The 13,288-nt window shown below is 69.9% G+C and carries 15 protein-coding genes; 12 read left to right on the top strand and 3 right to left on the bottom strand.

Annotated elements, in window-relative coordinates; translation table 11 throughout:
• The first annotated feature begins 14 nt into the window (after window positions 1-14).
• From GKO32_RS18260 to GKO32_RS18245, 4 genes are read left to right on the top strand one after another with little or no spacing between them, the layout of a single operon-like run.
• Window positions 15-647, top strand: a complete 633-nt coding sequence (locus tag GKO32_RS18260; protein WP_312868062.1) for a riboflavin synthase — start codon at window positions 15-17, stop codon at window positions 645-647.
• A 52-nt stretch (window positions 648-699) separates the two neighbouring features.
• On the top strand, window positions 700-1,953 hold the full coding sequence (locus GKO32_RS18255; RefSeq protein ID WP_312868081.1) for a bifunctional 3,4-dihydroxy-2-butanone-4-phosphate synthase/GTP cyclohydrolase II: 1,254 nt from the start codon (window positions 700-702) through the stop codon (window positions 1,951-1,953).
• Entirely contained in the window at window positions 1,950-2,456 is a 507-nt protein-coding gene (gene ribH / locus GKO32_RS18250; protein ID WP_154758090.1) for a 6,7-dimethyl-8-ribityllumazine synthase, read from the top strand. The genes GKO32_RS18255 and ribH overlap by 4 nt, the downstream gene beginning before the upstream one ends.
• Before the next feature lie 5 nt (window positions 2,457-2,461).
• Window positions 2,462-2,911 (top strand): PH domain-containing protein, encoded by a 450-nt coding sequence (locus GKO32_RS18245; protein WP_154758113.1) that lies wholly within the window; start codon window positions 2,462-2,464, stop codon window positions 2,909-2,911.
• A gap of 3 nt (window positions 2,912-2,914) precedes the next feature.
• Here GKO32_RS18245 and GKO32_RS18240 read toward each other — a convergent pair whose 3' ends face one another.
• Window positions 2,915-3,691 carry an exodeoxyribonuclease III gene (locus GKO32_RS18240; protein WP_154758089.1) on the bottom strand — a complete coding sequence of 259 codons (777 nt, stop codon included), beginning with the start codon at window positions 3,689-3,691 and terminating at the stop codon, window positions 2,915-2,917.
• 65 nt (window positions 3,692-3,756) lie between these two features.
• On the opposite strand from GKO32_RS18240, the gene GKO32_RS18235 reads away from it, so the two are divergent.
• The 7 genes from GKO32_RS18235 to GKO32_RS18205 all read left to right on the top strand — a co-directional run bounded on the left by GKO32_RS18235 (window position 3,757) and on the right by GKO32_RS18205 (window position 10,450).
• Window positions 3,757-4,023 carry a type II toxin-antitoxin system Phd/YefM family antitoxin gene (locus GKO32_RS18235; RefSeq protein WP_154758088.1) on the top strand — a complete coding sequence of 89 codons (267 nt, stop codon included), beginning with the start codon at window positions 3,757-3,759 and terminating at the stop codon, window positions 4,021-4,023.
• Window positions 4,011-4,415 carry a PIN domain-containing protein gene (locus GKO32_RS18230; RefSeq protein ID WP_154758087.1) on the top strand — a complete coding sequence of 135 codons (405 nt, stop codon included), beginning with the start codon at window positions 4,011-4,013 and terminating at the stop codon, window positions 4,413-4,415. The genes GKO32_RS18235 and GKO32_RS18230 overlap by 13 nt, the downstream gene beginning before the upstream one ends.
• A gap of 46 nt (window positions 4,416-4,461) precedes the next feature.
• A complete protein-coding gene (gene uvrC, locus GKO32_RS18225) occupies window positions 4,462-6,405 on the top strand; it encodes an excinuclease ABC subunit UvrC (RefSeq protein ID WP_312868061.1) in 1,944 nt (647 codons plus the stop codon).
• The gene (gene rapZ / locus GKO32_RS18220; RefSeq protein ID WP_154758086.1) at window positions 6,402-7,301 is read left to right on the top strand and encodes an RNase adapter RapZ; all 900 of its coding nucleotides are present in this window, start codon (window positions 6,402-6,404) and stop codon (window positions 7,299-7,301) included. Before uvrC ends, rapZ begins: the two co-directional genes overlap by 4 nt.
• Window positions 7,298-8,311, top strand: a complete 1,014-nt coding sequence (locus GKO32_RS18215) for a gluconeogenesis factor YvcK family protein (RefSeq protein ID WP_312868060.1) — start codon at window positions 7,298-7,300, stop codon at window positions 8,309-8,311. Before rapZ ends, GKO32_RS18215 begins: the two co-directional genes overlap by 4 nt.
• Complete coding sequence (whiA, locus tag GKO32_RS18210) at window positions 8,302-9,288, top strand: DNA-binding protein WhiA (RefSeq protein ID WP_154758085.1); 987 nt, start codon at window positions 8,302-8,304, stop codon at window positions 9,286-9,288. Before GKO32_RS18215 ends, whiA begins: the two co-directional genes overlap by 10 nt.
• Window positions 9,289-9,466: 178 nt before the next feature.
• Window positions 9,467-10,450, top strand: coding sequence for a glucosyl-3-phosphoglycerate synthase (locus tag GKO32_RS18205; protein WP_246244043.1), 984 nt, complete (start codon window positions 9,467-9,469; stop codon window positions 10,448-10,450).
• On the opposite strand, the gene GKO32_RS18200 is transcribed toward GKO32_RS18205, so the two are convergent.
• Both GKO32_RS18200 and GKO32_RS18195 read right to left on the bottom strand, forming a co-directional pair.
• Window positions 10,447-11,154 (bottom strand): 2OG-Fe(II) oxygenase, encoded by a 708-nt coding sequence (locus GKO32_RS18200; protein WP_154758083.1) that lies wholly within the window; start codon window positions 11,152-11,154, stop codon window positions 10,447-10,449. The two genes, GKO32_RS18205 and GKO32_RS18200, sit on opposite strands and share 4 nt — an antisense overlap.
• A 43-nt stretch (window positions 11,155-11,197) precedes the next feature.
• The gene (locus GKO32_RS18195) at window positions 11,198-11,635 is read right to left on the bottom strand and encodes a PPOX class F420-dependent oxidoreductase (protein WP_154758082.1); all 438 of its coding nucleotides are present in this window, start codon (window positions 11,633-11,635) and stop codon (window positions 11,198-11,200) included.
• A gap of 136 nt (window positions 11,636-11,771) precedes the next feature.
• Between GKO32_RS18195 and GKO32_RS18190 the strand changes: the two genes are divergently transcribed.
• The gene (locus tag GKO32_RS18190) at window positions 11,772-13,244 is read left to right on the top strand and encodes a hypothetical protein (RefSeq protein ID WP_312868059.1); all 1,473 of its coding nucleotides are present in this window, start codon (window positions 11,772-11,774) and stop codon (window positions 13,242-13,244) included.
• The last annotated feature ends 44 nt before the right edge of the window (window positions 13,245-13,288 follow it).

Raw genomic sequence — 13,288 nt, 5'->3', positions numbered from 1 at the left:
ACGAGGAGGCGCGTGTGTTCACCGGCATTGTCGAAGAGCTCGGCGAGATCACCGGAGTCGAGCAGTTGTCCAACGCGGCGCGCCTGACGGTGCGCGGCCCCGTCGTCACGTCCGACGCGAAACACGGCGATTCGATCGCGGTCAGCGGGGTCTGCCTGACCGTGGTGGAGGTGTCCGGCGCCGAGTTCACCGTGGATGTCGTGCATGAGACGCTGCAGCGCTCGCGGCTGGCGAAGATCGCGACCGGGGACCGGGTCAACCTCGAGCGCGCGACTGCGGTCGGGGACCGGCTGGGCGGGCACATCATGCAGGGTCACGTCGATGGCACCGGGGTGTTCCGGTCCCGCGCCGCCGACGGGCTCACCCGGTTCTCCCTGCCCGGACATCTGGCGCGATACGTGGTCGAAAAGGGCTCGATCGCCGTCGACGGGATTTCCCTGACCGTGGCGAGTGTGACCAACGACGAGTTCACGGTCGCGTTGATCCCGACCACACTGGAACTGACGACGCTGGGCCGAGCCGAGCCTGGCGACCTGGTCAACCTCGAAGTCGATGTAGTAGCCAAATACGTCGAGAAGCTGGCCACGCCGCACCTGCCCGGCCATGCGGCGCACAATGGAGCCGGGACGCTTGAGGAGGACGTGTGAGTGAGCGCAGCGAGGTGGGCGCGTGACCGCCAGGACGCCGTGCGGCGCGGGGGTGCCGGTCGACACGGCCGGCATCGAACGTGCGATCGCGGACATCGCGGCAGGCCGGCCCGTGATCGTGGTCGACGATGAGGAACGTGAGAACGAAGGCGACCTGATCTTCGCCGCGGAGAAGGCGACGCCGGAGCTGCTGGCGTTCATGGTCCGCTACACCTCGGGCTACGTGTGCGTGTCGCTGACCGAGGAGGACACCGCCCGCCTCGAGCTGCCGCCGATGTATCACACGAACCAGGACGTCCGCGGCACCGCGTACACCGTGACCGTCGACGCCGCCGAGGGGATCAGTACCGGTATCTCCGCGGCCGACCGCGCGCGCACCATCCGGTTGCTGGCCGACCCGAAGTCGCAGGCCTCGGACTTCCGCCGTCCCGGGCACGTGGTTCCCTTGCGTGCCAAGGAAGGCGGCGTGATGCGGCGCCCGGGGCACACCGAAGCTTCGGTGGACCTGGCGCGGCTGGCGGGCTTGCACCCGGCGGGTGTGCTGTGCGAGATCGTGTCCCAAAAGGACGAAGGGGACATGGCGCGGCGCGACGAGCTCGAGGTGTTCGCCGCCGACCACGACCTGCAGATCATCACGATCGCGGACCTCATCGCCTACCGGCGCCGGCACGAGAAGCAGGTCGAGCGGGTTGCCGAGGCACGCATTCCGCTGGCGGCCGGGACGTTCCGCGCGGTCGGGTACGACAGCCTGCTCGACGGGATCGAGCACGTCGCGTTCGTGTACGGCGAAGTCGGTGACGGTGAGGACATCCTGGTCCGCGTGCACTCGGAATGCCTGACCGGCGACGTGTTCGGCTCGCTGCGCTGCGACTGCGGACCGCAGCTGGAGGCGGCGCTGCAAACGGTCGCCGACGAAGGGCGCGGTGTGGTGCTCTACATCCGTGGGCACGAGGGCCGCGGCATCGGCCTGCTGCACAAGCTGCAGGCGTACCAGTTGCAGGATCTCGGCGCCGACACCGTCGACGCGAACCTGGCGCTGGGCGTGCCGGCCGACGCGCGGGACTACGGCACGGGCGCGCAGATCCTGTGCGATCTCGGGGTGCGCTCGATGCGGCTGCTGACGAACAACCCGGCGAAGCGGGTCGGCCTGGAGGGCTACGGGCTCAAGGTCACCGGCCGGGTGCCGCTGCCGATCTCGCCGAACCCGGAGAACGTGCGGTACCTGCGCACCAAACGCGACCGGATGGGACACGACCTGGCGAACCTGGAAGAGTTCGGGCAGACGCCGAACGGGAGTGCTCCATGAGTGGCGAAGGGCGTCCTGACGTCGATCTCGACCTGAGCGACTGTGAGGGACTCAAGCTCGCGATCGTCGCGACGAGGTGGCACGCCGAGATCACCGACAGCCTCCTCGCGCGCGCGGTGGCCACAGCCTCGGAGGCGAAACTCAAGGAGGAGCCGACGGTCGTGCGCGTCGCCGGTGCCGTCGAGTTGCCGGTCGTGGTGCAGGAGTTGGCCCGTAGCCACGACGCGGTGGTCGCGCTCGGCGTGGTGATCCGCGGTGGCACCCCGCATTTCGAGTACGTCTGTGACGCGGTGACGGCAGGGCTGACCAGGGTCGCGCTCGACGAGAGCACACCGGTCGGCAACGGGGTGCTCACCTGTGACACCGAGCAGCAGGCGCTGGACCGGGCCGGGTTGCCGGGTTCGGCGGAGGACAAGGGCCGGGAAGCGACCCAGGCCGCGCTGGACGCGGCGCGGCTGTTGCGTTCGCTGCGGCAGCCGTGGACGGAGCGAGGATTCGAGTGACCACCATGACCGGGCAGAGCGTCGTCATCAGGCCGCTGCGGGCGGCCGTGATGTCGATCGTGCTGGCGGTGTTCCTGGTCATCGCGTTCACGGTCGTGGCGGTGCTGCTGCGCGGGTCGAACACCGGCGCGATCTTCGAGGTGTCCGATCAGGTCGCCATGGTGGGCATCGGGATCCTGCTGGCGGGTGGTGCGCTGCTGTTCGCGACGCCGCGGGTGCGGGCCGACACCGAGGGTGTCGAGGTCCGCAACGTCATCTTCCTGACCCGCCGCTACAGCTGGCTCGACGTGATCGCGGTCAGTTTCCCCGACGGCGCCTCGTTCGCGCGGCTCGAACTGCCCGAAGACGAGTACTGCGGGGTGCTGGCGATCCAGTCCGTGGACCGGGATCGCGCCGTGGAAGCGGTGCGTGCGTTGCGGCGCCTGCACAAGCAGGCCTGGGCCGGGCAGCCCTAGCCGTCAGCGGGTCAGGTCCACCACGACGGGCGCGTGATCGGACGGGCCTTTGCCCTTGCGTGCCTCGCGGTCGACGTAGGCGTCGGTGACCGCGCCGGCGAAAGCGGCGTTGGCGTACACCAGATCGATCCGCATGCCGTGGTTGTTGGGGAACGCCAGCTGCCGGTAGTCCCAATAGGTGTAGGGCCGGTCGTATTTCAGCGGGCGGGGCACGACGTCACGCAAACCCGCTTCCCGCAACACTTTCAGCGCCATACGCTCCGGTTCGGTCACGTGCGTGGAGCCGGTGAACAGGCTGATGTCCCACACGTCGTCGTCGGCGGGCGCGATGTTGAAATCGCCCATCAGCGCGAACGGCCGCTCGTCGGCGGACTCCGCGACCGCCGTGGCGTGCAGGGCCTCGAGCCAGCGCAGCTTGTACTCGTAGTGCGCGTGGCCGGGTTCACGGCCGTTGGGCACGTACACCGACCACACCCGGACACCGCCGCAGGTCGCGCCGATCGCGCGGGGTTCGGTCGCGTCCTCGTAGGCGGGTTCGCCGATCAGCCCGCGCCGCACGTCCTCAATCCCCGCACGGGACACGATGGCCACCCCGTTCCAGCGACCGAGCCCGTAGGCGACGACCTCGTAGCCGAGCTCGGCCACCTCCGGCGGGAAGGCTTCGGTGGTGCACTTGAGTTCCTGCAGGCACAGCACATCCGGCTTCGCCGACTCCAGCCACGCGAGCAGCCGCGGCAGCCGGGCGGTGACGGAGTTGACGTTCCAGGTGGCGATGCGCATGCGCCCGAGGATGGCACACGTTCTCGGGGAGCCCCGTCGAGGGCGCGATCTGATATTCTGAATCGATGCGTGAGATGTCGGCTTCCGAAGCGTCGCGGAATTTCTCCGCCGTGCTCGACGCCGCGGAGCACGGCGAGACGATCGTGGTGCACCGCGGCGGGCGCCGAGTGGCCCTCATCGCCCCGGCACCCCGGGCGAACGGCAAAGCCCTGCTGGAAGTTGTGCAGGACTGGCGCGGTCGCGACGCACTTGACGAAGCATTCGAGGAAAACGTTGCCGCGGCAAGGACCTCGGTGACCGCGGAGCTGGACAGCGACCCTTGGCGCGACTGATTCTCGACACCGGTGTGTTGGTCGCAGCCGGCCGCGGGCGGCTGCGTTCGCGGGCCTTCACCGACGAGGACGATGTAGCCCTGCCGGCTGTCGCGCTGGCCGAATACCTGGCGGGCCTTCATCGTGATCGAGACGAGGAGCGTCGCGCCGAGCAACGCGAGTTCCTGAGCCGGGTGCTGGCCGTCGTTCCGGTTGAGGACTACACGCCGTCGGTCGCAGAGCACCACGCAGTCCTTCTGGCGGAAGTGGCTCGCACGGGCACGCCGCGCGGGGCGCACGACCTGATCATCGCGGCGACCGCCCGCGCGACTGCGCGGGTGCTGGTGACGACCGACGCGAAGGCGAAGTTCGAGGAGCTGTCCGATGTCACCGTCCGCCTCGTGCCGCGCTGAGGGAGGGGTGCGCGGAACTGTCACACCCGAGCCATAGGCTTGATGTGTGGCTGACCCGTCGACCTACCGTCCCGCGCCGGGGAGTATTCCCGAGCAGCCCGGCGTGTACAAGTTTCGCGATGCGGCGAAGCGGGTCATCTACGTCGGCAAGGCGAAGAGCTTGCGCAGCAGGCTGAACTCCTACTTCGCCGATCTCGCGGGGCTGCATCCCCGCACCCGGCAGATGGTGACCACGGCGGCGAGCGTCGAGTGGACCGTCGTCGGCACCGAGGTCGAAGCGCTTCAGCTGGAATACAACTGGATCAAGGAGTTCGACCCCCGCTTCAACGTCCGCTACCGCGACGACAAGACGTACCCGGTGCTCGCGGTGACGATGAACGAGGAGTTCCCGCGCCTGCACGTCTACCGCGGCCCGCGCAAGAAAGGCGTGCGCTACTTCGGTCCGTACGCGCACGCGTGGGCCATCCGCGAGACGCTCGACCTGCTGCTGCGTGTCTTCCCTGCCCGCACCTGCTCGGCCGGGGTGTTCCGGCGGCACACCCAGATCGGCCGTCCCTGCCTGCTCGGCTACATCGACAAGTGCTCGGCGCCGTGTGTCGGCAAGGTGACCGCGGAGCAGCACCGGTCGATCGTCGAGGATTTCTGCGATTTTCTCGCCGGCCGCACCGATGTGATGATGCGCAGGCTCGAGAAGGAAATGGCCGAAGCCGCCGACCAGTTGGAGTTCGAGCGCGCGGCCCGGCTTCGCGACGATCTTGACGCGCTGCGCCGCGCCATGGAGAAGCAGGCCGTCGTGCTCGGAGACGGCACCGACGCGGATGTCGTCGCGTTCGCCCACGACGAGCTCGAAGCCGCCGTTCAGGTCTTCCACGTCCGCGGCGGGCGGGTGCGCGGCCAGCGTGGCTGGGTGATCGACAAGGTCGAGGAGATGGGCGTGCGCGACCTCGTCGATCAGTTCCTCAGCCAGTTCTACGGTGAGCAGGCCGAGCTGGCCGAACAGATCGTGAACGAGGGCACGCCGGTACCGCGCGAGGTGCTCGTGCCGGAGCTGCCGACCGACGCCGACGCGCTCTCCGAATGGCTCTCGGACTTGCGTGGCTCACGGGTGCAGCTGCGCGTGCCCCAGCGCGGGGACAAACGCGCGCTCGCCGAAACCGTGCGGCGCAACGCGGAAGAGGCCTTCCAGCAACACAAACTGCGCCGCGCGGGCGATCTGACGGCGCGTTCCGCCGCGCTCGCCGAACTGCAGGAGCAACTCGGCCTGGACAGCGCACCGCTGCGCATCGAGTGCATCGACATCAGCCATATCCAGGGCAGTGACGTCGTCGCGTCGCTGGTGGTGTTCGAGGACGGCGTGGCCCGCAAGTCCGAATACCGGCGGTTCGCGTTGCGCGAGGCGGCCACCGAGGGCGATGTCGCCTCCATCGCCGAGGTCGTGCGACGGCGTTTTCACCGCTACCTCAAAGAAAATGCCGCGGACGAGCCGACTCCCGGGATCGACCCGGAAACCGGTCGCCCGCGCAAGTTCGCCTATCCGCCGAACCTGCTCGTCGTCGACGGCGCCGGCCCGCAGGCGACGGCCGCCGCGGACGTGCTCGCGGAACTGGGCATCACCGATATCGCGGTGATCGGGCTGGCCAAGCGGCTGGAAGAGGTGTGGTTGCCCGCCGATCCGGACCCGGTGATCCTGCCGCGCACGTCCGAGTCGCTGTATCTGCTGCAGCGGGTGCGGGATGAGGCGCACCGGTTCGCCATCCGGTACCACCGCCAGAAACGGTCCAAGCGGGTGCAGGTGTCCGCTTTGGACGGTGTGCCGGGGCTGGGGCAGACTCGGCGTGCCGCGCTGATCAAGCACTTCGGTTCGGTGAAGAAGCTCCGGGCCGCGGGCGTGGAAGAGATCGCACAGGTGCCGGGGGTGGGCATGCGCACGGCGGAGGCCGTGGTCGCGGCTTTGCAAGGGGAGAAAGGGCAAGGGGAGAGGGAGTCATGACGGAGAACGACGGGAATCCAGGCGGCCACCCGTCGGGGATCGAGGTCGCGGTCGTCACCGGGTTGTCCGGGGCAGGCCGGTCCACCGCCGCGAAATGCCTGGAGGATCTGGGCTGGTTCGTGGTGGACAACCTGCCGCCCGAGCTGATCTCGACCATGGTCGAGCTCGGGGTGCAGGCCAGGGGAGCGGTGACGAGGGTGGCCGTCGTGATGGATGTGCGCTCGCGTGCCTTCACCGATGACCTCGCCTCGGTGATCAAGGACCTCGATGCGCGCGGGTACAAGCCTCGCGTGCTGTTCCTCGAAGCCACCGACGCGGTGCTGGTGCGCCGGTTCGAGTCGGTGCGGCGCGGGCATCCGCTGCAGGGGGACGGCAGGCTCGCCGACGGCATCACCGCCGAGCGCGCGCTGCTGGCGCCGTTGCGCGAGGAAGCCGATCTGGTGCTGGAAACGTCCGCGTTGTCGGTGCACGATCTGCGCGCCAAGATCGAGGACGCGTTCGGCACCGAGTCCGCCACCCAGACCCGGGTCACCGTGCTGTCGTTCGGCTACAAGTACGGCCTGCCGATGGACGCGGATCTGGTGATGGACGTGCGGTTCCTGCCGAACCCGTTCTGGATCCCGGAATTGCGCGATCACACCGGGCTGGACTCGGAGGTGCGCAACTATGTGCTGTCGCAGGAAGGTGCGGAGGAGTTCCTCGACCGCTACCACCAGTTGCTGCGGCTGATCGGTGCCGGGTACAAGCGTGAGGGAAAGCGCTATCTGACCCTCGCCGTCGGCTGCACCGGCGGAAAGCACCGCAGTGTGGCACTTTCCGAGGAGCTGGCCAAGTTGTTGTCCAATGAGGACGGAATGGCGGTGAAGGTGATCCACCGGGATCTGGGTCGCGAGTGACCCCGGACCGGCCTGTCCGGGCGGTCGCACTCGGCGGCGGTCACGGGCTCCAGGCGACATTGACCGCACTGCGACGCGTCACGCCGGACATCACCGCCGTGGTCACGGTTGCCGACGACGGCGGGTCCTCCGGGCGGTTGCGCCGGGAGCTCGGGCTGCTGCCGCCCGGCGATCTGCGTCAGGCACTGGCGACGCTCGCGGACGCGGAGATCGGCGAGTCGCTGTGGGCGCGGCTGTTTCAGCACCGCTTCGGCGGCAGCGGCGCGCTCACCGGCCACGCCGTGGGAAACCTGGTGCTGGCCGGGCTTTTCGAGGTGCTCGGCGATCCGGTGGCGGCACTGGACGAGGCGCGCCGGCTGCTCGGCGTGTCCGGCCGGGTGCTGCCGATGTCGCCGGAACCGCTGGAGATCGAGGCCGAGGTCACCGGTCTCACGAACGACGACGAGCCGCGGGTGATCCGGGGTCAGGTCGCGGTCGCCAGCACGCCGGGCCGGGTGCGGCGGATCGAGTTGCGCACCCCGCAGCGGCCCGGCGGGGTGCCGGCGGCGTGTGCCGAGGCGGTGGACGCGGTGCTGGGTGCGGACGTGGTGTTCCTCGGCCCCGGCTCGTGGTTCACCAGCGTGCTGCCGCATCTGCTGGTGCCGGCCCTGCACGACGCATTGGTTCAGACCATGGCGACGAAGGTGGTGATCCTGAACCTGGTCCCTCAGCCGGGAGAGACGGCGGGTTTCTCCCCGGAACGGCATCTGGACGTACTCTTCGAGCACGCTCCCGGGCTGCGGGTGGACGTGGTGATCGCGGACCGCGCGTCGGTGGCGGCGCCGGCGCGCCTGCGGGACGCGGCGGGACAGTTGGGGGCGCGAGCGCAGCTGGCGGATGTGGCGGACCCGAACGTGCGGGGTTTGCATGATCCGGATGCGCTCGCGGCGTGTGTGCGAGAGGCTCTCGGTCGCCGTGCAGGTGCGCGAGACCGGGACGGTGGAGACAGCAGGGAGGGGCCATGGCGATGACCGCCGCGGTGAAGGACGAGCTGAGCCGGTTGCAGATCACCAAGATCGGGCCGCGGCGCGCGGAGGTGGCGTCGATGCTGCGGTTCGCGGGTGGGTTGCACATCGTGGGGGGCAAGGTGGTGGTCGAGGCCGAGCTCGACACCGGATCGGTCGCGCGGCGGTTGCGCCGGGAGATCCACGAGCTGTACGGGCACCAGTCGGATGTGCACGTGCTGTCCGCGGGCGGGCTGCGCAAGACCACGCGGTATCTCGTGCGCGTGGTCAAGGACGGCGAGGGGCTGGCCCGCCAGACCGGGTTGATCGACAACCGGGGCCGGCCGGTCCGGGGGCTGCCCGCCGCGGTCGTCTCCGGCGGGATCGCCGACGCGGAAGCCGCCTGGCGTGGTGCTTTCCTGGCGCACGGTTCGCTGACCGAGCCGGGGCGTTCGTCCTCGCTCGAGGTCACCTGCCCTGGGCCGGAGGCCGCGCTGGCGCTCGTCGGCGCCGCCCGCAGGCTCGGCATCCAGGCCAAGTCACGCGAGGTGCGCGGCGCGGACCGGGTCGTCGTGCGTGACGGGGACGCGATCGGCGCCCTGCTGACCCGGCTCGGCGCGCATGCCAGCGTGCTGCAGTGGGAGGAGCGCCGGATGCGCCGCGAGGTGCGGGCGACGGCGAACCGCCTCGCCAACTTCGACGACGCGAACCTCCGCCGCTCCGCGCGCGCGGCGGTCGCGGCGGCCGCACGGGTCGAGCGCGCGCTGGACATCCTCGGTGACACCGCGCCCGATCATCTGCTGGCGGCCGGGAAGCTGCGGCTGTCCAACCGGCAGGCGTCGCTGGAGGAACTGGGCCAGCTGTCCGACCCGCCGATGACGAAGGACGCGGTGGCGGGCCGGATCCGCCGCTTGCTGGCGATGGCCGACAAACGGGCCCATGACCTGGAGATTCCCGACACCGAATCCGCCGTCACCGCGGAAATGCTCGAGGAGGAGGCTTAGGCGGGGACTGATGTACCCGGGGTGTTACCGGCGTTCCCCGGAAGATCGGGAGCCGTAACGTAGCGGTTTCATGGTGGCAGGACTGGTGAAACCCGGCGAACCGACGCTGGATCGTGGCAGGTCCAGTTCGGGGAAGGGGATACTCGTGCGCATCAACGGCACGAACGACAAGGCGGAGCTGAAAGTCTCCGCCGACGTGGGCAGCTGGCTCCCCCGGCGCAGCAGCCACGCCGCCGACTGGCGGCCGGCGGATCTCCTCGCGGCGAAGGGCGGCAGGACCGTCAGCGTCGTCATCCCGGCGCGGGACGAGGAGCACACCGTCGGCGACATCGTGCGCACCATCCGCCGTGATCTCGTGGACGGCATCCCGCTCGTCGACGAGGTGCTGGTGGTGGACTCGCGTTCGCAGGACGCGACGGCCCGGGTCGCCGCCGAAGCGGGCGCGACCGTGGTCGCACAGGACTCGGTCCTGCCGGCGCTGCCGCGGATGGCGGGCAAGGGCGAGGCCCTGTGGAAGGGGCTCGCCGCCACCACGGGTGACTTCGTGGTGTTCGTCGACGGCGATCTCTACGACTTCACCAGCGACTACGTCAGCGGACTGCTCGGCCCGCTGCTGACCGACGAGTCGGTGGCCTACGTCAAGGGCTTCTACCACCGGCCGCTGACCGGCGCGGGCGGCACGGACGCCGAGGGCGGTGGGCGGGTCACCGAGCTGGTGGCGCGGCCACTGCTGAACATGTACTGGCCCGAGCTCGCCGGGTTCGTGCAGCCGCTGGCCGGTGAGTACGCGGGCCGCCGCGAGGTGCTGGAAGGCATCCCGTTCGTGGTCAACTACGGCGTCGAGGTCGGGCACCTGATCGACATCCTGCAGGCGCACGGGCTGGACGCGCTCGCGCAGGTGGACCTGGGCAAACGCACCCATCGCCACCAGAGCACGCAGGCGCTGGGCCGGATGTCGGGGCAGATCATGCAGACGCTGTTCGACCGGCTCGGCCAGTACGGGCGCCTGATCACGGCCCAGCCGCCGGCGACGCTGCTCGCGCAGTTCCGCCGGGGCGAGTCCGGTCACGGGGTCGAGCGCGAGATGGTGCTGACCGACGTGTCCTGCCGGCAGCGCCCGCCGCTCGCGGAGTTCCTGGCCGAGAGCCGGGAGATCGCTTAGCTCGCGTCGTGAAACACCAGGCCGAGGGTGTGCCTTCGACCGCTGCGGACGGTGCTGACGCCATGGCGCACGGGTGACGCCGAGTACCCGCGCGCCGAGCGCACCGGCCGGTCCCTGGTGGTGAAGATCAGCGCGTGCCCCTGCTTCAGCAGGGTCGCGGTGCCACGGGACTGTGCCCGCGGCCGCTGTTCGACGAGCAGGAACTCGCCGCCGGTGTGATCGGTGCCCGGCTCGTCGAGCCCGATCACCACCTGCAACGGGAACACGAGTTCGCCGTACAGGTCGCGGTGCAACGCGTTCCAGTCGCCCGCGCCGTACCGCAGCAGGATGGGCGTCGGCTTGTCCTGCCCGGCGGCGTGGCACCGCGCCAGCCACTCTTCGAGCTCGTCGGGCCACGGTGCCGGACGCCGGAGCTTCGCCGCCCAGTCCCGCGCGATCGGCAGCAGGCGCGGGTACCAGGCGGCGCGCAGTTGCGCGACCGGTTCCGGCAGCGGGTAGCCGAAATAGCGGTACTGCCCGGCACCGAAGCGGTAGCGGGCCATGTCGATCGTCGAGCGGAACTGCGCGGGATCGTCGTAACGGGCGGACATTTCGCGGCATTCGGCGGGCGTGAGCACGCGCGGGGTGAGCGCGCACCCGTACTCGTTCACTTCGGCCGCGAGCGCGGCCCAGTCCAGCCGGTCGACGCGTTCGGTGAGCTTCATCCCGCCAGTGTGCGCACCCGCCGGCGGGGCGCGCTGGCGGAAATCAGCCGGTCAGATCGCCGTACGCGAGCACCTTGGTGATCTTGGCGCGCACGAGGTACTCGCCCGGCATGGCGTTACGCTTGCCGAACTCCTCACCCCTGTCCTCGCCCATGTAGCGGGCGCCGATCGCGGTGGCCCATCGCAGCATCTCGTCGAGGTCCTCGTGGAGCGACGCGACGGCGGTGAACTGGACGAACGAGAACGGCGGTGCCTGATCGTCGACCGTGAGCGAGATCCGTGGCTCGCGGCGCAGCGCCTTGCCCTTCGCGCTGTTCACGCCCGTGTTGAAGATCAGCTCGTCGCCGTCGGCGGTTTCGTTGAGCACGAACCAGATCGGCGTCACATGCGGCGACCCGTCGGCCCGCACGACGGCGAGCTTGCCGGTGCGCGTCCCCTCGCTCGCGAACGTCCACCACTCTTCGCGACTCATGGCATGCATGGCCCTCAAACTACTGTGTTGGCGGTTACCAAGCCGACGGCAGTCACGGCGATCGGGCAAAAGTGCCTCGACCGCCGGTTGGGCGGGTTGGCCTGCTTTCGGTCGGCTTGGTAACAAGCAGTTAGGCTCGTGCGTTGTGCGAGAACCGGACCTGATCAGCGGCAGCCTGGTGGACGAGGGCCTGGCCCGCCGCCTCAAGGCGCTGGCCTGCACCGCGCCGCTGCATGATCTCGACGCCCGCAAGGCGAAGCTGGACTGGGCCGACGCGACGGTCTACCAGATGGCCGAGATCGCGCTGCACACGATCGACCAGGTCACCATCGCGATGGACTTCGACACCGGCGCGGACCACGAGGATGTCGTGCGCCGGCTGCAGCCGTTCATCGCCGCACAGGCGCCTGGTCGTGGCACGGCGGAGCATCAGCGGGTGGCGCGCTGGGTGCTGGACAACCTGATCAACGTCGGCACCGCCGACCGCGGGTTCCGCCGGGTGTACGGCAGCGTCGACGAGACCGGCGCGTACCGCCGCCGCGCGTTCGACTTCAAGCTCCTGATCGAGCTCGCGGCACCCAGTGGCGAGGTGTATCTGCGGGCGAGTGACGAGGCGATCAACGTCCTCGTCGGCGCGCTGGACACCGATGTGGAGTCGGCCCAGATCGCGGCCGAGGTGAAGCTGGAGAACCTGATCAGCCGGGGCAGGCTCGCCGACGCGAAACTTGCCGCCGAACAGGCCCGCTACCGCACGGTGCAGTACGGGGAAACGTTGCGCGCCAAGCTGGACGCGACCCGCCGTGACGTGCGCGCGGTGGACTGGGTGCGCGAGATGCCCGAACTGCTCGACTCCGCGCTGTCGCATATCGAGGCCCGGTTCCGGGCGGAGAACGCGATCCTGCGCAACATCACGCGCGCCCGCGACGAGGCCGAGGAACCCGACCACAAGCGCCGCGCGGCGGAGCTGGTGGACATCGTGAGCGACTGCATCAGCAGGCACACCCAGCTGCAGTCGCGGTTGCAGGCCGCGGGTGCGATCTTCCGCGCCGAGCAGGACCGCCAGCAGTTCTCCGGACCACCGCAGCGCGCCACGATCGACCTGTTCGGTCAGCTGCTGGTACCGGCCCTGGAACTGCCGATCGCCGATGCGCTCGCCCCGGTCGAGGGTTTCTTCCACGCGGTCGCCGGCGCGGAGGTGCCGACGGTGCCGTCGCTGTCCTCGCTGGTGTCTATGCTGCTGCGGCCCGCGCCCGAACGCGACAAGCTGGTCGGCGAGGTGCCCGAGCCGGAGCTCGTCCCCGCCGAGCAGACCGACTACTACAGTGACGAGCAATGGCGCCGCGCGGACGAGCTGCTGGACCTGCCGGAGGTCCCGCGGCGGCTGTCCGGTCTGCTGGCCGAGGCGCGTGAGACCGACTCGCGGGTGGCGCGTCTGGTCGCGCTGCGGGCGTTGCACTCGTACAGTCCGGAGATCGGTGCGGCCGTCCGGCAGGGGGACGATCGCACGTTGCTCGCCGTGGACGACGGCACGCCGCTGGAGGACGAGGAGTTCGGTGGCGCGGACCTGTTGCTGACCACGGCACGGATCGAGCGTGAGGAAGAAGAGGGGGCGGCGTGAACACCACCGACGTGGAGTCGGCGGCCCGGCTGATTTCCTTCGGC

Source organism: Amycolatopsis pithecellobii (genome assembly GCF_009707865.1).
GTDB classification, from domain to species: Bacteria; Actinomycetota; Actinomycetes; order Mycobacteriales; family Pseudonocardiaceae; genus Amycolatopsis_E; species Amycolatopsis_E pithecellobii.
The sequence above is the reverse complement of the archived record's forward strand: the minus strand, read 5'-3'. Positions and strand labels throughout refer to the sequence as shown.

Bases quoted from the DNA above. Each gene is read 5' to 3' on its own strand.
- GKO32_RS18195 (WP_154758082.1), bottom strand. From the start codon at position 11,635: ATGCATGCCATGAGTCGCGAAGAGTGGTGGACGTTCGCGAGCGAGGGG.
- GKO32_RS18245 (WP_154758113.1), top strand. From the start codon at position 2,462: ATGACCGGGCAGAGCGTCGTCATCAGGCCGCTGCGGGCGGCCGTGATG.
- GKO32_RS18200 (WP_154758083.1), bottom strand. From the start codon at position 11,154: ATGAAGCTCACCGAACGCGTCGACCGGCTGGACTGGGCCGCGCTCGCG.
- rapZ (WP_154758086.1), top strand. From the start codon at position 6,402: ATGACGGAGAACGACGGGAATCCAGGCGGCCACCCGTCGGGGATCGAG.
- GKO32_RS18235 (WP_154758088.1), top strand. From the start codon at position 3,757: ATGCGTGAGATGTCGGCTTCCGAAGCGTCGCGGAATTTCTCCGCCGTG.
- ribH (WP_154758090.1), top strand. From the start codon at position 1,950: ATGAGTGGCGAAGGGCGTCCTGACGTCGATCTCGACCTGAGCGACTGT.
- GKO32_RS18240 (WP_154758089.1), bottom strand. From the start codon at position 3,691: ATGCGCATCGCCACCTGGAACGTCAACTCCGTCACCGCCCGGCTGCCG.
- whiA (WP_154758085.1), top strand. From the start codon at position 8,302: ATGGCGATGACCGCCGCGGTGAAGGACGAGCTGAGCCGGTTGCAGATC.